Here is an 18562-nt window from a genome sequence, read left to right as displayed (position 1 = left end):
GGATCAGAGCAACGGCGCCTGCAAAGGCTCGATCGCGCCCTCGCCACGCATGACCTTCTTGAATTCCTGGCGGCTGACCGAGACGTAGCGCTCGTTGCCGCCGATCTCCACCTGGGGACCGTCATGCACCGCGCGCCCCTGCGCATCCACGCGCAGGTTCATCGTCGCCTTCTTGCCGCTGTGGCAGATCGTCTTGATCTCGTCCAGTTCGTCGGCCCAGGCCAGCAGGTACTGGCTGCCCTCGAACAGCTCGCCGCGGAAATCCGTGCGCAGGCCGTAGCACAGCACCGGGATCCGCAGCCGGTCGACCACCTCGCTCAACTGCCAGACCTGGGCCCGACTGAGGAACTGCGCCTCGTCCACCAGCACGCAGTCCAGTGGTCCGTGCTCGGCCAGGTCCGCCTCCACCTTCCGCTCCAGGTCGGTGTCGCGATCGAACGCCGTGCCCTCGGCACGCAACCCGATCCGGGAAGCGACCACGCCCCCCTGCCCACCCCGGTCGTCCAGCCGCGGGGTGAGGATCAGCGTGCGCATGCCGCGTTCGCGGTAGTTGTACGCCGACTGCAACAGCGTCGTGGTCTTCCCGGCGTTCATCGCCGAGTAGTAGAAGTAGAGCTTGGCCATGGGCGCAGATTCTAAAGCCGCTGGCGCCACTGCGCTGCCCTGTTCCGCGACCGGCTGCTCCACCGCACGCGGTTCGCCCACCTCGACGCGGCCGGTGTTCAGCAGGGTTTTCCAGGTCGTGTCCTGCCAGGCGAAGTAGGCATCCGGCTCCCAGGACGTGTCGTCGAATTACTCGCTGCCGCTCAGCGTGATCGAATCGCGGCCGGCGCCTGAGGGCGGGATGATCGGCAGGTCCTGGCGGGGCTGCTCGGCACGGATGTCGACCGGACCGGACACCTGCCCCGGCGTGATGACCTGGGCTGCAGCCATGACAGGCCGCCATGACAGCGCCGCCGCCACTCCTGCGATGGCGGCCCGGTTCGGCGTCCTGCATGTCCGCACGCCCAGGAGCGCCCCTTGCTCCGTCAGTCGCCCGCCTTCACCGGCTCGACATCGCCCACGTCCACGTTCTCCTTCTGCGGCGCCTTCCAGACCTCGTCCTGCCAGACCCAGTAGCGCGCCGGCTCCCAGTAGTCCTTCCGGTAGTAGTCGTCGGCACGCAGGGTGGTGCCCTTGCCGGCCATCGGCCCGGTCATCGGGATGATCCGCACGAAGCCGACCGAACCGGTGCGACTGCCGGTGACCTTGCGGCCCTCGGTGCGCAGGATCCGCTCCAGCCGCGGCTTGGCTGCGTCGTCGCCGAACTCGGCCAGCAGCGCCTGGCCGCGGTCGATCGCCGCGTCCTGCTCGGCCTTGCTCAGCTGGCCCCAGTAGCTCTCGCGCAGGATGGTGAAGTTCGGATACAGGCGCTCGGCGGCCAGGTCCATCCAGACATAGCCCATCGGCTTGTCCTGGGCCACGCCCAGGCCCTTCCAGTACATCTCCGCCAGCATCGCCATCGATGCCTTGTCGGCATAGCTGGCGGCGCGGCGGAACATCGTGTGCGCCTCGTCGTAGCGCTTGTGGTGGAACGCGTGCAGGCCCTCGCGACGCCAGCGGATGTCGGGATGGGCGGCGAGGAAGCCTTCGGTCAGCAGCTCCGGGGCGATGTCCGGTTCACCGACATAACTGCCGAAGGTCGGGCGCTCGACCTCGCCCTCCCATTGCAGCACGCGCACCGGGCCGGACGGCCCGGTGCTGGCGGCCAGTGGAAAGCCCAGCGGCAGCAGCGCGGCCAGGATCCAGCCCGCGCGCGGGTTGCGTCGCAGTCCCAGTCCCGGACCGGACCGTTCGAACGGATTCGGATTCACGACGCGCGCTCCATTCCATGGCGGGGTGTCGCTGAAGGTACGCCCCGGCCGCGCGGACCGTCGCATATCCTTCGTCACTGGGACACAAGTCACACGCCGCGCACGGCGGCCGGGGCGGCGGGCAGGCCGCCGGCACCGGGTAGAATGCCGGGCCCGCTCGATCCGTTCCGCCACCTTGCTCAATTCCCCCCAACGCACCGCCGTGCTGCATGACGAAGGCCCGCTGCTGGTGCTGGCCGGCGCCGGCAGCGGCAAGACCCGGGTCATCGTCGAGAAGATCGCCCACCTGATCGGCAGCGGCCGCTACCCGGCCAAGCGCATCGCCGCGATCACCTTCACCAACAAGTCGGCGAAGGAAATGCGCGAGCGCGTGGCCAAGCGGATCAAGGGCGACGCGGCCGAAGGGCTGACGATCTGCACCTTCCATGCGCTGGGCCTGAAGTTCCTGCAGATCGAACACGCGTCCGCCGGACTGCGGCGCGGCTTCTCGATCTTCGACGCCGACGACAGCGCCGCCCAGGTCAAGGACCTGATGCCCGGCGCCAAACCCGATGCGATCGACGACACGAAGAACCTGATCTCGCGGGCCAAGAACGCCGGCCTGTCGCCGGAACAGGCGCTGGCCGCGGCGCGTTCCACCCGCGAGATGGAGGCGGCGAAGCTGTACGCGCGCTACCAGGCACGGCTGACTTCGTTCAACGCGGTGGACTTCGACGACCTGATCCGGCTGCCGGTGCAGATCCTGGAGGAGAACGCCGAGATCGTCGCCGGCTGGCGCGAGCGCATCGGCTACCTGCTGGTGGACGAGTGCCAGGACACCAACGACGCCCAGTACCGCCTGCTCAAGGCGATCGCCGGCCCGCGCGGCAACTTCACCTGCGTGGGCGACGACGACCAGAGCATCTACGCCTGGCGTGGCGCCAACCCTGAAAACCTGGACCAGATGGCGCGCGACTACCCGGCTTTGCAGGTGGTCAAGCTGGAACAGAACTACCGCTGCTCCAATCGCGTGCTGCGCGCGGCCAACGCGCTGATCGCGCGCAACCCCCACCAGCACCTGAAGACCCTGTGGAGCGACCAGGCCGACGGCGAACGCATCCGCGTGTGGGAATGCCGCGACAACGAGCACGAGGCCGAGAAGGTCGCCGCCGAGATCTCGTTCCTGGGCACGTCTAAGAAGATCCCCTGGAGCGAGTTCTGCATCCTGTTCCGCGGCAACCACCAGTCGCGCGTGCTGGAAAAGGCACTGCAGCTGCTGCGCGTGCCCTACCATCTCACTGGCGGCACCGCGTTCCTGGAGCGCCAGGAAGTGAAGGATGCGCTCTCCTGGCTGCGCGTGATCGCCAATCCGGAGGACGATGCGGCCTTCCTGCGCGCGGTGCAGTCGCCCAAGCGCGAGGTGGGCGCGACCTCGCTGGCGAAACTCGCCGAACTGGCGGCCAGCAAGCACATGCCGCTGTCGCGCGCCGCGCAGTCGATGGGCGCGCTGCAGCAGTTGGCGCCCCGCGCAGCGAACGGCCTGGGTGCATTCAACAATGCCATCGCCGACCTGCGGGACCACGCCAGCAAGCTCAGCGCTGCCGACCTGGTACGGCGCCTGGCGGAGAAATCCGGACTGCTCGCCGACCTGCGCAGCCAATGCAAGGACGAAGCCTCGTTCCAGCGGCGCAAGGGCAACATGGACGAACTGGCCGAATGGTTCGAAGGCGGCCCGCGTGGCGCCAGCGCCGGCGACCTGGCCGCGCAGCTGGCGCTGCTGTCGCGCAACGACAAGGACGACGGCGGCAACCAGGTGCGGCTGATGAGCCTGCATGCGGCCAAGGGCCTGGAGTTCGGCTACGTGTTCATCATCGGCTGCGAGGATGGCACCCTGCCGCACGAAGCCGCGCTGGAGGAAGGCTCGCTGGAGGAGGAGCGCCGGCTGATGTATGTCGGCATCACCCGCGCCAAGACCCAGCTGTGGCTCAGCTACAACCGCGAGACCCGGCGCTTCCGCGAAAAGGTGCGGCTCAAGCCCAGCCGCTTCATCGACGAACTGCCCGCGGCCGAGCTGCAGCGCGACGGGGCCGACCCGATCGCCGATGCCGCGGCCAAGAAGGAACGCGCGAACGCGAGCTTCGCCGCGATCCAGGCGCTGCTGGGCGAATGAGCGCCGGCACGTCCATCGCCACCACCACGCGGCTGCGGCTGCGCGAACTGGTCGAGGACGACGCCGGCTTCATGCTCGAACTGCTGAACCAGCCCGACTTCCTGCGCTTCATCGGCGACCGCGGCGTGCGCGACCTCGAGCAGGCGCGCAGCTATCTTCGCGACGGGCCGATCGCCAGCTATTCCCGCCATGGCTTGGGCATGTACCTGGTCGAGCCGCGCGCCGGCGGCGCACCGATCGGGCTGTGCGGCCTGGTGGTGCGCGACGGCCTGCCGGGACCCGACATCGGCTTCGCCTTCCTGCCGGCGTACTACGGCCAGGGCTATGCGTTCGAGGCGGCCAGCGCGACGCTCGCGCATGCGCGCACCGCGCTGTCGTTGCCGCGCGTGCTGGCGATCGTCTCGCCCGGCAACGACCGCTCCATCGCGCTGCTGCGCCGGCTCGGCCTGCGCGATGCCGGCACGATCCAGCTGCCGGGCAAGGACGAGGTGATCCTGCTGTTCGAAACCACGGAGCCCGGATGATGCTCGACCATTTCGTGCTGCTGGCCGACTACAACCACTGGATGAACGACAACCTCCACCAGGCCGCCGGCAGGCTGCCCGCGGGCGCACTGGAGGCCCCGCGTGGTGCGTTCTTCGGCTCGATCCTGGGCACGCTCAATCACCTGGTCGTGGCCGATACGGTATGGCTGAAGCGCTTCGCCAGCGACCCGGCCGGCGGACGCTGGACCGCACTGCACGCCCTCGACGACATCGAAATGCCCGGTCGCCTCGACGCGCAGCCCTGCGCCGACCTGGCCGCGTGGTGGTCGCGCCGGCAGCGGCTCGATGCGGTGATCGTCGCGTGGATCGGCCAGCTCGACGCGAACGACCCCGGACGCATCGTGGAATACCGCAACATGCGCGGCGATCCGCATCGCCGGCAGCTCTCCCACCTGCTGCTGCATCTCTTCAATCACCAGACCCACCATCGCGGCCAGGCGACCACGCTGTTCAGCCAGTGCGGCGTGGATGTGGGCGCGACCGACCTGCTCCTGCGGCTGCCCGTTCCGGAATGAGCGCTTCCGGACCGGCTGCAACCCCGGCGCCACCGTCCGCCCCTGGAGGCATCGCTTTGAAGCACGGCCGCCGCCGGCAAGCCGGTAAACTGGCGCCCCTGCTGTTTCCGAGATCGCGCTCGATGCGTCTTTCCCTGCTCTGCGTCGCGCTGGCCGTCGGCCTCATGGCCTCCGCATGCCAGCCGGTACGCCCCGAGGCTCCCGCGACAGCGCCCGCCGCCGCGCAGGCTCCCGCCGTGCCCGCCGACGACAATCTGAACGCCGTGCTCTGGGTGCAGCGTTCGGCCGAGTACCGTGCCGCCGCCGCGCAGGCCTACCGCGCCGCCACCGACCACCTCGACGTGGCGCTGAAGCAGGCCGACTGGGATGCGCTGGTGCCCGAGGAGCGCGGCAACGCGGCCAGGGGCCTGAAGCCGGCGGTGGTGCTGGACATCGACGAGACCGTGCTCGACAACTCGCCCTACCAGGCGCGACTGGTCCGCGACGGCGCCGAGTACAGCGATCCGACCTGGGACGCCTGGGTGGAGGAGCGCAAGGCCAAGGCCCTTCCTGGCGTGGTCGAGTTCGCCCGCGCCGCCAACGCCAGGGGCATCACCCTGGTCTACATCTCCAACCGCGCCGTGCACCTGAAGCAGGCGACCCTGGACAACCTGCGCGCCGAAGGCCTGCCGGTGGCCGACGAGGGCGTGTTCCTGGGCCTGGGTACCGTGGTCGAGGGCTGCGAACAGGACGGCTCGGAGAAGGACTGCCGCCGCCAGCTGGCCGGTCGCACGTACCGCGTGCTGATGCAGTTCGGCGACCAGCTGGGCGACTTCGCCCGCATCCAGGACAACAGCCCGGCCGGCCGCCAGGCCTTGCTGGACCGCTACGACGGCTGGTTCGGCGAGCGCTGGTGGATGCTGCCCAACCCCACCTACGGCAGCTGGGAGCCGGCCCTGTTCGACAACGACTGGCGCCAGCCGCGCGACGTGCGACGCGCCGCCAAGCGCGCCGCGCTGGACGTGGCGCCGTGAGCGGCCGCGCGCCCTTGGCGCTCGCCCCCGACGAACGGCTGATCTTCGCCCTGGACGTGCCCGGCCGCGCGCAGGCGCTGGAATGGATCGACCGGCTTGGCGACAGCGTGCGCTTCTACAAGATCGGCATGGAACTGCTGGCCTCGGGCGAATACTTCCAGGTGCTCGACGACCTGGCCGCGCGCGACAAGCGGATCTTCGTCGACCTGAAGTTCTTCGACATACCGGCCACCGTGGCCGGCGTGATCCGCGGACTGGGACGCTGGCCGGTCAGCTACTGCACGATCCACGGCTGGCACCCGGCGATGATGCAGGCCGCCGCCGAGGCCAATGCCGGGACCGACATGCGCCTGCTGGCGGTCACCGTGCTGACCTCGATGGACGGCAACGACCTCAAATCGATGGGCATTTCCGGCGAACCCGAAGCGATCGTCATCGAACGCGCCCTCGCCGCGCAGGCGGCCGGTATCGATGGCGTCATCTGCTCGGGGCTGGAAGCAGGCCCGATCCGCCATGCTGCCGGCGGCGGATTCTCGATTGTCTGCCCCGGCATTCGCCCCGGCGGCCCGGCAGGCGATGACCAGAAGCGCAGTGTGGGCGTGGCCGAAGCCTTCCGCGCGGGTGCCGACGCGATCGTGGTCGGCCGACCGATCCGAAAGGCGGCGGACCCGCGCGCGGCCGCATCGGCGATCCAGCACGAGATCGGGCTGGCGATAGCCAAATAAAATCAGATAGTTACGCAATACAATTTCAAGTATTGCCTAAACTTCGCCATGGCGATAGGATGCCGGCGTCCGGTCAGTGGCCGGAACCGTGCCACAACACGATGTCCTCCGGCCTTGGCCGGATTCAGGGAGGCCCAGCGCCTCCCTTTTTTCTGCCCGGACGCCTTGCCGACCCCACCGGGCTGCGGCCACACTCGGCGCGGACCCTCCGGATGCCGCCCATGCTTTCCTCGCGCCGCTGCATACGGCTGGCCCCGATCGCCGCCGCGTGGCTGACCGTTGCCCTGCTGGTGTCCATCGCTGGCTGCCGGCGCGAACCGGTTCCCGAGGAACTGCCCGGCGCGGCCAGCGAACCGGCCGGTGCCGTCCGCCAGCTGGCCACGCACCTGCAGCGCAACGACCTGGAAGCGTTCGCCCGCGACGCGCTGCCCGCGGCGGAACGGGCGCACCTGGCCGAGGCCTGGTCGCAGGGCCACAGCCGCTGGCCGTTGACCGAACTGCCGCTGGACGAACAGCTCGGCCCGCTCCTGGCGGTGCTGTCCGCGCCGGGGTCGGAGAAGGAGCTGCGCCGCTCGTTCGAGCGGCAGATGGCCGGACAGGACGCCGCGCTGCGCGACGCGACGCGGTCGCTGGCCCTGTTCGGCACCCAGTACGTGCGTACCCAGGGGGGCTACAGCGAAGAGGAACAAGCCCATTACGCGCAGGTCATCGCCGCACTGGGCGCATGGACGGCCACCGCGCCGATGGGCGACCGCGCGCGCGCCAACGCCGCGATCGACCAGCTGGCCGCCGCCGCGCGCGCCACCGGACTGGACGGCGATGCGGCACTGGACGCCGCCGGCATGGAGGAAAGCCTGCGCCGGCTGGGGCCGTTCGCCGCCGCGACCAAGGCGGTACTGGCCGACTACGGCCTGGACCTGGACCGCAGCCTCTCGGACCTGCGCACCGGCCTGGTCGAGGAGAGCGGTGACCAGGCCACCGTGCGCATCCACTATCCGCTGGCCGGCACCGAGATCGACACCACCGTCAGCCTGACCCGGCGCGACGGGCACTGGTACCTCACCGACTACCTCCTGCACGCCGCCGCCTTGCTGGCCGAGCCGTCCACGCCACCCGCACCGGCCCTGCCGGGCCTGCCAGCACCGCCGCCGCCGTCAGACCCGGCCGCTGCGCGATAATCCGTCCATGCCTGAACAGAATTCCTTCCCGTTCCCGGAGCCGTCGCCCGGCACGCAGCCTGCAACGGGCACGAGCGCGCCTGTCGCCACCGGGACCCCGCCCCCCGCCGCCGACGCGGCCCTCCCGGCGGACGCGACCGCAACGTCCGCCAGCGCGGTGGTGCCCGTGCCGGTCGCCGGCCGCGCACCGCCACCGTCGCCGCGCCGCCCGCTCTGGGCCCGCTTCATGGGCTGGCTGGTCGATCCATGGCTGGAGCTCAAGCTCGAACCGGCCGACCTGGACATCCAAGCCGACCCGCGCCCGGTCTGCTACGTGCTCGAGGACTACGGCCTTTCCAACGCCCTGATCCTGGACAAGGCCTGCCGCCAGGCCGGGCTGCCCTCGCCGCTGGTGCCATTGCCGCGCGACCCGACCGGGCGCAAGCGTGCCTACGTGGCCCTCTCGCGCCGCAACGCCGCACCGCTGATCCCGGACCAGCGACCCGCCAAGCGCACCCACTCCGATTCGCTGGCCCGCCTGCTGCAGGCGCATCGCGCCGATCCGGCGCTGGACGTGCGGCTGGTGCCGGTGTCGATCTTCGTCGGCCGCGCGCCGGACCGGCAGAGCGGCTGGTTCTCGGTGCTGTTCTCCGAAAACTGGGCGCTGGTCGGCCGCTTCCGCCGCCTGCTGGCGCTGCTGCTCAACGGCCGCGACACCCTGGTCCGCTTCGCCGAGCCAGTGTCGCTGCGCGAATCGGTGGACGAAGGCCTGCCGCCCGAGCGCACCGTGCGCAAGCTGCAGCGCGTGCTGCGCGCGCATTTCCGCCGGATCCGCGCCGCGATCATCGGCCCCGACCTGTCGACCCGGCGCCTGCTGGTGGACAAGGTGCTGGCCGCCGACACCGTGCGCGAGGCGATCAGCGACCAGGCCCGGCGCGACAACTCCAAGCCTGCCGAGGCCTGGAAGAAGGCCCACGCCTATGCGTGGGAAATCGCCGCCGACTATTCACATCCGGTGGTGCGTTCGGCCAGCTTCCTGCTGACCGGCATCTGGAACAAGATCTACCGTGGCGTGCTGGTCCACCACCTGGACAAGCTCAAGGAAGCCGCACCGGGCCATGAAGTGGTCTACGTGCCCTGCCACCGCAGCCACATGGACTACCTGCTGCTTTCGTACCTGCTGTACGAGCGCGGCATCGTGCCCCCGCACATCGCGGCGGGCATCAACCTCAACCTGCCGGTGGTCGGCACGATCCTGCGCAAGGGCGGCGCGTTCTTCATGCGCCGCAGCTTCCGCGGCAACCCGCTGTATTCGGCGGTGTTCACCGAGTACGTCGCGCAACTGGTGTCCGGCGGTTATTCGCTGGAGTACTTCATCGAGGGTGGACGCTCGCGTACCGGCCGGCTGCTGCAGCCCAAGGGCGGCATGATCGCGATGACGCTGCGCGCGTTCCTGCGCCAGCCCACCCGCCCGGTGCTGTTCCAGCCGGTCTACATCGGCTACGAGAAGCTGATGGAGGGCAACAGCTACCTCGACGAGCTCTCCGGCAAGGCCAAGCAGAAGGAATCGATCTGGTCTTTGCTGTGGGGCATCCCCAAGGTGCTGCGCTCCAACTACGGCCAGGTGGTGGTGAACTTCGGCGAGCCGATCCGGCTGGGCGAGGTCCTGGCAGAACGCGCGCCGGACTGGGATGGCAAGCCGGTGAACGAGGACGAAAAGCCGGCCTGGCTGGCCGACACGGTCGATGCGCTGGCGCAGAAGATCCACGTCAACATCAACGGCGCCGCCGACGTGAACCCGATCAACCTGCTGGCGCTGGCGATCCTGTCCACGCCCAAGCACGCCATGGGCGAACGCGACCTGCTGGCGCAGATCGCCCTGTCCAAGACCCTGCTGGCCGAGATGCCGTACTCGGACCGCTTCACCGTCACGCCGCACACGCCGGAGGAGATCATCGCCCACGGCGAGGAGATCGGCGTGCTCAACCGCATCCCGCATCCACTGGGCGACGTGCTGGGCGTGGACGACGACACCGCGGTGCTGCTGTCGTACTTCCGCAACAACGTGGTGCACCTGTTCACCGCCTCGTCGTGGATCGCCTGCTGCTTCCAGCACAACCGGCGCATGAGCCGGCGCACGCTCGTCCGCCTGGGCCGCACCGTCTACCCGTTCCTGCAGGCCGAGCTGTTCCTGCCATGGAGCGAGGACGAGTTCGCCGAGCGCGTGGACCGCATCGCCGACGTGTTCGTGCGCGAGGGCCTGCTGCAGCAGATCAACGACGACGAGGGCGGCATCCTGCAGCGCAACCAGGGCCAGAGCGACGAGGTGTTCCGCCTGCGCGCGATCGGCCACACCCTGCAGCAGGCGTTCGAGCGCTATTACATCGCCATCTCGGTGCTGGTGAAAAACGGCCCCGGCACGCTCGGCGCGGCCGAACTGGAAAGCCTGTGCCACCTGGCCGCGCAACGGCTCAGCCTGCTGTACGCGCCAGCGGCGCCGGAGTTCTTCGACAAGAGCCTGTTCCGCGGCTTCATCCAGAAACTGCGCGAGCTGCGCCTGGTATGGCCCGACCAGAACAGCAAGCTGCTGTTCGACGACCGCCTGGACACATGGGCCAAGGACGCCAAGATGATCCTGGGCCGCGAGCTGCGGCACACGATCGAGCGGGTGAGCCCGGAGGCGGCGCGCAGCGAGCCGCCGGAGGCCACGTCGGACTGAGTGCGATGCCGGGTTACTGGAACCAGGACAACTTCGAGGGCCTGGAGGCCATTGCGGCGCAGGCCGACGGCTTGCCGCACCTGCAGGCCTTCGCCCGCTACTGCCGGCTGAAGGCATCCGGCCTGCGCAAGCCCGCCCATGTCGCACTCGATGAATTCCTCGCCGAAGCTGCCACGCTCGATTTCGCCGTCCGCAAACAGCTCGTCGAGTGGCTGCTGGATAGCCAGCGTCGCGCGCCAAAGGTCCACCAGCTCATTCCGCAACCACTGGCCAGGCGGTTGATCGAACCCGTCCTGGCCGAATGGCTGCGCGACCATCCGCACGATGCCGCCGGCCACCGCTGGTGGGGAATCCTGCATAACGATCGCGCTGCGTTGCGCGCGGCTGTCGTACTGGACGCGAACGAAGTACTCGCCCGCATCCACCTGCTGCGCAACCTGATCGACTGCGTGGCCTTCGCCACCCACCACCTTCCCGAAGGCGGGCTGGTGTACGAAACCGCATTCGTCCACCAGTGCCTTGGCGAAGCGACGCAGCTTCTCGCGCAACTGCCGGCAGGCGAGGAAAGGCACGCACACGCCATGGCACTGGCGCAACAGCAGATGCTGGTCGACGATTTCCTGGACTGGAGCCGGCAGCCCGAGGGCATTGGTTTCGAGCAATGGTGCGAGCGCCGGCAGCGGCAGCACACTTGGGGCGTGCTCTATTCGTTCGACCGGGAGTAGGACCGGGCCAGGCAGGACCGCTCCAGGCGACGACGGTCAACCGGGGGCGGTCATCGTGTCCGGGTCGGCGATCGGCCGGCACGCGCCATGGACGACGTCTTCTCCGACACCTTGATGGGTGATCGTGCGTTCCTCGAAACGGCCCGTCGAGCGGTCATAGCTGAAGCTGCGCGTCATCAGCAGCTGTTCGCCACCTTCCGTGTACAGGTGGGACACCTGCGTGTAACGGCTCGCATCCATCCGCAATGGCACCGGCAGGCGTTGCGGCTCCCATAAATGCGGTTGCCAGTGCCTGCCTTCGCCTGTGTACAAGTGCTCGACGTCGCTCCAGAACCACATCCGGTAGTCGGCAATCTTGACGACCCAGCCGCCGCGCAGCTGCTTGCCGGTGCCGCCCAGCCCCACCGTTCCGCACTCCAGCACCTGGGGCGGCTCCGGTGGCGGAAGGTCGCAGCGACCGCTCCCGGCCTCGCACCAGGGCCATTCGCGTTCATGGGCGACGATACCCAGTTGCCCGTAGACCGGAACAACAGTCGCTCCAGTGCCGCGGAAGAACCCCTCCGCGAAACGTGCGGACTCCAGCGACTCGTAGCCGTGCCAGGCACTGGCACCGGGCCGCGGCCGCGCGTCCGGCATCCTGCAATTCAGTAGGAAGTGCAGTGGCGTGCCTGCTGCCAGCGAGCCGCGGAAATCCCGCAGCACCGATGCCTCCACCTGGCAATTGCCCGAATCCCGCCCACGCGGGATTTTTACCCGCTCCACCCGCAGTTGCAGGTGGTGGGGCGCCTGCTCGCGTGCGGCCTGGTAATACTCGGGCGGCAGCGCGCCATGCGCGACCGGCGCGACCAGGACCATTGCAGCGAACGGTGCACGGAAGCCGGCCAGGTCCGTCTTCGACGCTCGTCTGCCGGCGCGCTCGTCCGGCTTCCCGGGATCAGGCTCCACGCGCGGCCCATCCTTGTCGGTGGTATCGAGCAGCATCAAGTTCTTCCTCAAGCGCGGCCCGCCAGAATGCAGCCGTTCCGATGGCGAGCCCCTCGCGATCGTGACCTGCGCCGGACTTCGCCCGTGCCACCACTGCGGGTTGCCCGAAAGCCACCGCGGCACCGCTCCCGGAAGCTTGCCGCACTTCCTTGCCCAGCCCTGTCCTGCGGCAGCCCCATCGCAGCGAGGGCGCCGAGGTCGGCGCCCTCGCTGCGGCTGACCGGCACACACCCTCCGGGCCATACGCCGCCCGTACCGCGCCACGCATCATCCACTCAGCCGGCGAGCGGCATGCCCACCGGGCGGCGCGGGATTCCCCAGGCCTCGCCCGCTCTCAGTTGTATTCGCCATCGGCACGGACATAGGAACACCCGGTCTCATGGTTGTCCCGCCGGTGCGCGCTCGCGAACTTCCAGCATGCGTCGCTGTTGGAGCCTTCGAACACATGGGAAATCCATCCGTAGCCACCACTTGGGCTACGCCCGTGCTCGGGATTCTTGCACCATGCGCGCGTATAGACATTGGCAAGCGCGACGCTGGAAAAAAGAAGCAGGAGGGTCGCAGTAATCAGATATCGTTTCATGGCATCTCCTTCATTGACGGTTGGATTCTTGCAGCCCGGAACAGGCGATTTCCGGTTCTATGCCCCCACAGGTCAATAACCTGGCGGACCCGGGGGCCTCAGATGAATCCGTCTCCGGGCAGGTCAAGCGTTCATGCGTCCGCCGCCAGTGGATCGGCGTTCCTGCAACGGGGACAAGGCTCGCGCAAGCCGGGGCAAGGACTGCGCCTGCTGTTCCGGCGCAGCAGCATCCCTCAGGGGCGCCAGCCGGTCTGCACGACTTCAGCCCTCGCACTGTCCTGGTCCATTTCCTCGTCGCGCCTGTCCTGCGCATCCCGATAGCTGCTGTGCATCTCGCATGCAGCCCTGGAGTAACTGGAAACCGAGTAACGACCGGACAGTGAATTCTTGAACGAGCGCGCCATGTTCTCGATCATCGAGTAGTCGAACGGGCCATTGGGCTCGTAGTCGAAAACCGCCGAGTAATAGGAGACGCCGCTCTCCTTGAGATTGCAGTAGTAGTAATCCGGTCCGCCACGCTGCGCCCACGCCGGCACGCTGGCCGCTACCGCGAGCACGCCCAAAACTATGGCCATCTTCTTCATCTTCATCTCATTGCCCCCCTTGTTTTGCCGATTGCACAGAATGGATCGACGCCCGTCGCGGTCCGTATGCTGGCCAGACGATCATGCGGCTCGATGACGCACCGTCAGCGGGTTGCTTGTCCGCTTCCCCACGGCCACGCGGCCGGCCCGGTACACCATCGCCGGCGAAGGCGCATCGCCAAGACACGCCCCCAGGGTGCGACTCCACCGCATGGCCACCGCTACCTTTCCGCCACAGTTGACCGCACAGGCCGGAACCGAAACACTCCCGATCGGGGCTTGACAGAAAGGGGACTGTCATGGACGACGAATCGAAGCTGGCCGCCGTGCTGGAGCCGCTGTATGCATCCGTGCTCGAACCGGACCAGATGGCGCAGTTCAGCGCAACGCTCGGCGCTGCGACGAGCAGCCATATCGGTGCGGTGATGGTGCATGACGCCGGACATGGCCGCGGCCGCCTGGACCTGCTTTTCGGTGCCGATCCGGCCCAGGCCGCGATCTACGAGGCCGAGTACGCCGGCGACAACCTCTGGATGCAGCGCGCGCATGGACGGATGGCGGTCGGCGGCATCATGGACAGCGACTCCGTGGCCACGCGTACCGAACTCAGGCGCACCCGCTACTACAACGAGTACCTGCGGCTGGGCGATATAGAGCAATCCGTGGCCCTGTGCGCCAAGGCCGACGCGGAGGGCGTGGTCGTCGCCACCCTGTGCCGGGCCAGCGGACTGCGGCCCTACACGGAACGAGACCTCGCGCTGATGCGCCAGGTGGCGCCGCACTGGGCCAACGCCTATGCGATCCAGCGCCGGCTCAGCTGGCTGGAGCAGCGGGTGGAATCGCTGGAGTCGGCCATGGAAGCCGCGCCACTGGCGATGATGATGCTGGACAGGACGCAGCGGGTGAGCCGGATGAATCCTCAGGCCGAACATCTGCTGGGCCAGGGCGACCTGCTGCGCCTGCACCAGGGCCGGCCCGAGGCGACGCGGAACGTCGCGGCGCTGCGGCAGGCTCTGCACGAAGCCGTGGCCGGCCGATCCGGCGATGGCAGGCAACTGCGCCACGCAGGCAAGGTGGTGCTGAAGGATGCGGCCGGACGCAACGCACTGGTCGCGTCGGTGCACCCGCTGGCCGGCCCGGGTCGACCTGGCGCCTGCGCGGCAGTCCTCTTCCTTCAAACGGTGGGCGCGGCCAACGACCTGGGCCCGGCGCTGCGCCAGCTGTTCAATCTCACCGCCGCCGAATCCGCATTGGCCTGCGCGCTCCATCATTCGGGCGACCTGGCGCTGGCGGCGACGGAGTGCGGCATCGCGATGACGACCGCCCAGACCCGGATCAAGACGGTCTGCAGCAAGACCGGTGAGCGCGGGCAGGCCTCGTTGATCCGGCTGGTGGCGGCAGTGGCAGCCTGTTCCCGCTGAACCCGCGCAGCCCCTTCAGGCCGGCTGGTCGGGGATCAGCAGGCTCTCCAGCTTGGCGATGCAGTCCTTGACCTGCAGCTTGCGCCGCTTCAGGCGCTTGGCTTCCAGGTCGTCTTCGGGGTTGGCGGCCAGCTGCAGGATGCGTTCGTCGAGCGCGCGATGCTCGCGCCGCAGTTCGGCGATGCGTTCGGCGACAGTGGCGAGGTCGATGGCTTCCACGAGGTCCAAGCTTACACCGCGCCCGGTGCCATCCGCCGGCGCCGGCATGTACCGGTGCGCGCCGGTAGAATGAAGCCCGATGAATGCCGTCCTGCCCCTTCCCGAGCCCGCCTCCCGCCGTGCCGATCCGCGCATCGTCCAGCGCGAGCAGGCCAAGCTGGCCAAGCGCCTGCGTCGCCAGGTCGGCGAGGCGATCGCCGACTTCGGCATGATCGAGGCCGGCGACAAGGTGATGGTCTGCCTGTCCGGCGGCAAGGACAGCTACACGATGCTGGACGTGCTGCTGCAGCTCCAGCGCAAGGCACCGGTGCCGTTCGAGCTGGTGGCGGTGAACCTGGACCAGAAGCAGCCCGGGTTCCCCGAGCACGTGCTGCCCGACTACCTGCGCGCGCTGGGCGTGCCGTTCCACATCATCGAGCAGGACACCTACTCGGTGGTCAGTCGCGTCGTGCCGGAAGGCAAGACCATGTGTTCGCTGTGTTCGCGCATGCGGCGCGGCGCGCTCTACGCATATGCCGAGGCGAACGGATTCACCAAGATCGCGCTGGGGCACCATCGCGACGACCTGGTCGCCACCTTCTTCCTGAACCTGTTCCACCACGCCAAGCTTTCGGGCATGCCGCCCAAGCTGCTGTCTGACGACGGCAAGCACGTGGTGATCCGCCCGCTGGCGTACGTGCGCGAGAGCGACATCGTCGACTACGCCGTCGCCCGCCGGTTCCCGATCATTCCCTGCAACCTGTGCGGCAGCCAGGAGAACCTGCAGCGCAAGCAGGTCGGGCTGATGATGCAGCAATGGGAACGGGAATCGCCGGGACGCATCGAGACCATCGCGAACGCGCTCGGCGACATCCGTCCTTCGCACCTGGCGGACCTGAAACTGTTCGACTTCCCAGGCCTGGGCCATCGCGAGGGCGCCGCGCGCGCCGATGCGCATGCCTGGCTGGCCGGCGATCCGCACGACAGCGGCGGCGGCGACTGACAACCCGAGGCAGCCGTTCCAGGCCGCCGCCCCACACGATCCATCGCGTCGCCGCGGCGCGATGGCCACGCTTCCCAAGCACGAATACCGGACACCGACCCACGCATGTTCTTCCGCAACCTGACGTTCTTCCGCTTTCCCAGCACCCACGACTTCTCCCAGCTCGACGCCCTGCTGCCGGAGGCCGCCCTCAAGCCGGTCGGCCCGCTTGAGCTTTCCTCCAGCGGCTTCATTTCCCCGTTCGGCCGTGGCGAAGACGTGCTGTCGCACCGCATCGGCGACGCCATCTGGCTGTCGGTCGGCAGCGAGAACAAGATCCTGCCCGGCTCGGTGGTCAACGACCTGCTGGCGCAGAAGGTCGCCGAGATCGAGGACAAGGAAGGGCGCAAGCTCGGCGGCAAGGCGCGCAAGCGCTTGAAGGACGACCTGCTGCACGAACTGCTGCCGCGCGCGTTCGTGAAGAGCTCGCGCACCGATGCACTGCTCGACCTGGAGCACGGCTTCCTGGCCGTCGATGCTTCTTCGCGCAAGACCGGCGAGATGGTGGCCTCGGAGATCCGTCGCGCGCTCGGCAGCTTCCCGGCGATTCCGCCCAATGCCGAAGTGGCGCCGCGCAGCATCCTCACCGGCTGGATCGCCGGCGAACCGCTGCCTGATGGCCTGTCGCTGGGCGAGGAGTGCGAGCTCAAGGACGCGATGGACGGCGGCGCGGTGGTCAAGGCGCAGAACCAGGAGCTGCTCAGCGACGAGATCGGCAAACATCTCGAAGCGGGCAAGCAGGTCACGAAGCTGGCCCTGAGCCTGGACGACCATGTTTCGTTCGTCCTCGGCGAGGACCTGGTGGTGCGCAAGCTGAAGTTCCTGGAAGGCGCGGTCGACCAGCTGGAAAGCACAGAGCGCGACGACCTGCGCCAGGAGCTGGATGCACGCTTCGCCCTGCTGTCTGGGGAGGTGCGTCGCCTGTTCCTGGTCCTGGAGTCGGCGCTGAAGATCAGCAAGGCCGAGGGCTGACAGGCCGGCCGGGCCTCCCCGCGACGGCCCGGTTGAGTAGTCAACTGCTACGACATAGGCTGGCACTACCTGCCGCCAGGAGGTCGCCTCGATGATGCCCTTGTCGCTGTCTGTCGTGCTCGCCGTCGCTTTCGCCCCGCCTGTCATGCATGGCTCGGAAGCGAAACCCTCCGCAGCCGATGCGTTGGCCCCCGTCATCCCCGCGCTGTATACCCCCTCGGACGTCACTCCGTCGGGGCGCGAATTCATCGAGCACTGCGACGATGAAGCGTTCGCGAAGGCACGCTCCCTCCGGATGCTGGCGGAGCGATGCGAACGCCTGCTTCGGCGCTGGCACGGGGAAGCCAGCGGTCACATCGACAGCAGGACTGCGCCCGGTCCGGGCATCGAGCAGTTCGGCGCCCCCCGCTTCCTTCCTCCTCCGTCACCCATGCGGGCCGCGTCCGGAGTCGCGGGCTGATCTTCCGGAATACGGCGGGAGAACAGTGGTCGTGGCGCGGGCATGGCCGACGCGTTGGGCCTAGAATCGTCGCATGCCTTCCCTGCTCCATCGCCTGATCGCCCGCGCGCCGCAGCGCCTGCAACGCGACACCCTGGAACTCGAGCTGGACGATGGCCGCCGCATCGAGGTTCTACGCGTGCGCGATCCGCGCGCGCGCCGGCTCAAGCTCAGCGTGGACGAGCGCGGCGCGCGCCTGACCCTTCCGGTGCGCGCCAGCATGGTCTCGGGGGACCGATTCCTGCATGAACACCGCGACTGGCTGGCCACCCAGCTGGAGCGCCACCGGCCACCGGATGCGGCAGCGACCGCGCTTGCGCCGGGACACACCTCGCAACTGCCGTTGCGCGGCGAGCAGGTGCCGCTGTCATGGCACGACGGCCGCTACATCCGCATCGCCCGCGACGACGCGGGCATCCATGTGCAGCGCCCGGCGCGGGCATCGGATGCCGCCCTGCGACGCGCGCTTCGCGCGTTCTACGAAGCCGAAGCCCGCGCCGACATCGGCCGCTGGCTGCCCACCTACCTGGCGGGCCTGCCGCGTACACCGCGCCAGCTGCGGTTGAAGGTGATGTCTTCGCAGTGGGGTTCGCTGGCTCCGGATGGCACCCTGGCGCTGGACCTGGCCTTGGTGCTGGCGCGGCCCTCGGCCTTCGAATACGTGCTGGTCCACGAGTTGTGCCATCTGCTGCAGGCGAACCATTCGCCTGCGTTCTGGCGTGAAGTGGAAGCCCGCTTCCCCCGCTGGCGAGAGGAAAGGACCTACTTCCACGCCGAAGGGCGCCAGCTCAAGGCCAGCCTGCGCTCGCTGCTCTCCGGCTGACGGCAGGCGCCGGCTGCGGGCATTACGTGATGCCCGCGCTAGGATGGGCCCAGTC

General features: G+C 68.7%; 20 protein-coding genes. 13 read left to right on the top strand and 7 right to left on the bottom strand.

Features of this window, described 5'->3' with window-relative positions:
- Positions 1–3: 3 nt before the first annotated feature.
- From CSC65_RS09695 to CSC65_RS09685, 3 genes are all read right to left on the bottom strand, one after another.
- Positions 4–624 (bottom strand): thymidine kinase, encoded by a 621-nt coding sequence (locus CSC65_RS09695; protein WP_162410365.1) that lies wholly within the window; start codon positions 622–624, stop codon positions 4–6.
- Between the two features lie 168 nt (positions 625–792).
- On the bottom strand, positions 793–933 hold the full coding sequence (locus CSC65_RS09690; protein ID WP_162410364.1) for a hypothetical protein: 141 nt from the start codon (positions 931–933) through the stop codon (positions 793–795).
- Positions 934–1028: 95 nt separating this feature from the next.
- The gene (locus tag CSC65_RS09685) at positions 1029–1853 is read right to left on the bottom strand and encodes an SEL1-like repeat protein (RefSeq protein WP_162410363.1); all 825 of its coding nucleotides are present in this window, start codon (positions 1851–1853) and stop codon (positions 1029–1031) included.
- 175 nt (positions 1854–2028) lie between these two features.
- On the opposite strand from CSC65_RS09685, the gene CSC65_RS09680 reads away from it, so the two are divergent.
- From CSC65_RS09680 to CSC65_RS09645, 8 genes are all read left to right on the top strand, one after another.
- Positions 2029–4002: a UvrD-helicase domain-containing protein gene (locus CSC65_RS09680; RefSeq protein ID WP_162410362.1), complete on the top strand. Its 1974-nt coding sequence runs from the start codon at positions 2029–2031 to the stop codon at positions 4000–4002.
- A complete protein-coding gene (locus tag CSC65_RS09675; protein WP_162410361.1) occupies positions 3999–4526 on the top strand; it encodes a GNAT family N-acetyltransferase in 528 nt (175 codons plus the stop codon). The genes CSC65_RS09680 and CSC65_RS09675 overlap by 4 nt, the downstream gene beginning before the upstream one ends.
- Positions 4526–5062, top strand: a complete 537-nt coding sequence (locus tag CSC65_RS09670) for a DinB family protein (protein ID WP_162410360.1) — start codon at positions 4526–4528, stop codon at positions 5060–5062. The genes CSC65_RS09675 and CSC65_RS09670 overlap by 1 nt, the downstream gene beginning before the upstream one ends.
- A 122-nt stretch (positions 5063–5184) precedes the next feature.
- Positions 5185–6075, top strand: coding sequence for a 5'-nucleotidase, lipoprotein e(P4) family (locus tag CSC65_RS09665; RefSeq protein ID WP_162410359.1), 891 nt, complete (start codon positions 5185–5187; stop codon positions 6073–6075).
- The gene (gene pyrF / locus CSC65_RS09660) at positions 6072–6800 is read left to right on the top strand and encodes an orotidine-5'-phosphate decarboxylase (RefSeq protein ID WP_162410358.1); all 729 of its coding nucleotides are present in this window, start codon (positions 6072–6074) and stop codon (positions 6798–6800) included. The genes CSC65_RS09665 and pyrF overlap by 4 nt, the downstream gene beginning before the upstream one ends.
- A 221-nt stretch (positions 6801–7021) precedes the next feature.
- Positions 7022–7978 (top strand): hypothetical protein, encoded by a 957-nt coding sequence (locus tag CSC65_RS09655; RefSeq protein WP_162410357.1) that lies wholly within the window; start codon positions 7022–7024, stop codon positions 7976–7978.
- A gap of 7 nt (positions 7979–7985) precedes the next feature.
- Positions 7986–10676: a glycerol-3-phosphate 1-O-acyltransferase PlsB gene (gene plsB / locus CSC65_RS09650; protein ID WP_162410356.1), complete on the top strand. Its 2691-nt coding sequence runs from the start codon at positions 7986–7988 to the stop codon at positions 10674–10676.
- 5 nt (positions 10677–10681) lie between these two features.
- A complete protein-coding gene (locus tag CSC65_RS09645) occupies positions 10682–11401 on the top strand; it encodes a hypothetical protein (RefSeq protein WP_162410355.1) in 720 nt (239 codons plus the stop codon).
- Positions 11402–11437: 36 nt separating this feature from the next.
- Here CSC65_RS09645 and CSC65_RS09640 read toward each other — a convergent pair whose 3' ends face one another.
- The 3 genes from CSC65_RS09640 to CSC65_RS09630 form a co-directional block, all read right to left on the bottom strand.
- Positions 11438–12382: a hypothetical protein gene (locus tag CSC65_RS09640; RefSeq protein ID WP_162410354.1), complete on the bottom strand. Its 945-nt coding sequence runs from the start codon at positions 12380–12382 to the stop codon at positions 11438–11440.
- A gap of 337 nt (positions 12383–12719) precedes the next feature.
- The gene (locus tag CSC65_RS09635) at positions 12720–12968 is read right to left on the bottom strand and encodes a hypothetical protein (protein WP_162410353.1); all 249 of its coding nucleotides are present in this window, start codon (positions 12966–12968) and stop codon (positions 12720–12722) included.
- A 233-nt stretch (positions 12969–13201) separates the two neighbouring features.
- Positions 13202–13552, bottom strand: coding sequence for a hypothetical protein (locus tag CSC65_RS09630; protein WP_162410352.1), 351 nt, complete (start codon positions 13550–13552; stop codon positions 13202–13204).
- A 299-nt stretch (positions 13553–13851) separates the two neighbouring features.
- Between CSC65_RS09630 and CSC65_RS09625 the strand changes: the two genes are divergently transcribed.
- Positions 13852–14973, top strand: coding sequence for a PAS domain-containing protein (locus tag CSC65_RS09625; RefSeq protein WP_162410351.1), 1122 nt, complete (start codon positions 13852–13854; stop codon positions 14971–14973).
- A gap of 15 nt (positions 14974–14988) precedes the next feature.
- On the opposite strand, the gene CSC65_RS09620 is transcribed toward CSC65_RS09625, so the two are convergent.
- Entirely contained in the window at positions 14989–15192 is a 204-nt protein-coding gene (locus CSC65_RS09620; RefSeq protein ID WP_202922863.1) for a YdcH family protein, read from the bottom strand.
- 79 nt (positions 15193–15271) lie between these two features.
- Between CSC65_RS09620 and ttcA the strand changes: the two genes are divergently transcribed.
- From ttcA to CSC65_RS09600, 4 genes are all read left to right on the top strand, one after another.
- Positions 15272–16174: a tRNA 2-thiocytidine(32) synthetase TtcA gene (gene ttcA / locus CSC65_RS09615; protein WP_162410349.1), complete on the top strand. Its 903-nt coding sequence runs from the start codon at positions 15272–15274 to the stop codon at positions 16172–16174.
- 105 nt (positions 16175–16279) lie between these two features.
- Complete coding sequence (locus CSC65_RS09610) at positions 16280–17185, top strand: recombination-associated protein RdgC (protein WP_162410348.1); 906 nt, start codon at positions 16280–16282, stop codon at positions 17183–17185.
- Between the two features lie 91 nt (positions 17186–17276).
- Positions 17277–17645: a hypothetical protein gene (locus tag CSC65_RS09605; protein WP_162410347.1), complete on the top strand. Its 369-nt coding sequence runs from the start codon at positions 17277–17279 to the stop codon at positions 17643–17645.
- Between the two features lie 73 nt (positions 17646–17718).
- Positions 17719–18507 (top strand): YgjP family zinc-dependent metalloprotease, encoded by a 789-nt coding sequence (locus tag CSC65_RS09600; protein ID WP_162410346.1) that lies wholly within the window; start codon positions 17719–17721, stop codon positions 18505–18507.
- Positions 18508–18562: the final 55 nt, after the last annotated feature.

The organism is Pseudoxanthomonas daejeonensis (genome assembly GCF_010093205.1).
In the GTDB taxonomy this organism is placed as follows: Bacteria; Pseudomonadota; Gammaproteobacteria; order Xanthomonadales; family Xanthomonadaceae; genus Pseudoxanthomonas; species Pseudoxanthomonas daejeonensis.
Note: the sequence above shows the minus strand (reverse complement) of the source record. Positions and strands in the feature narration are given on the sequence as shown.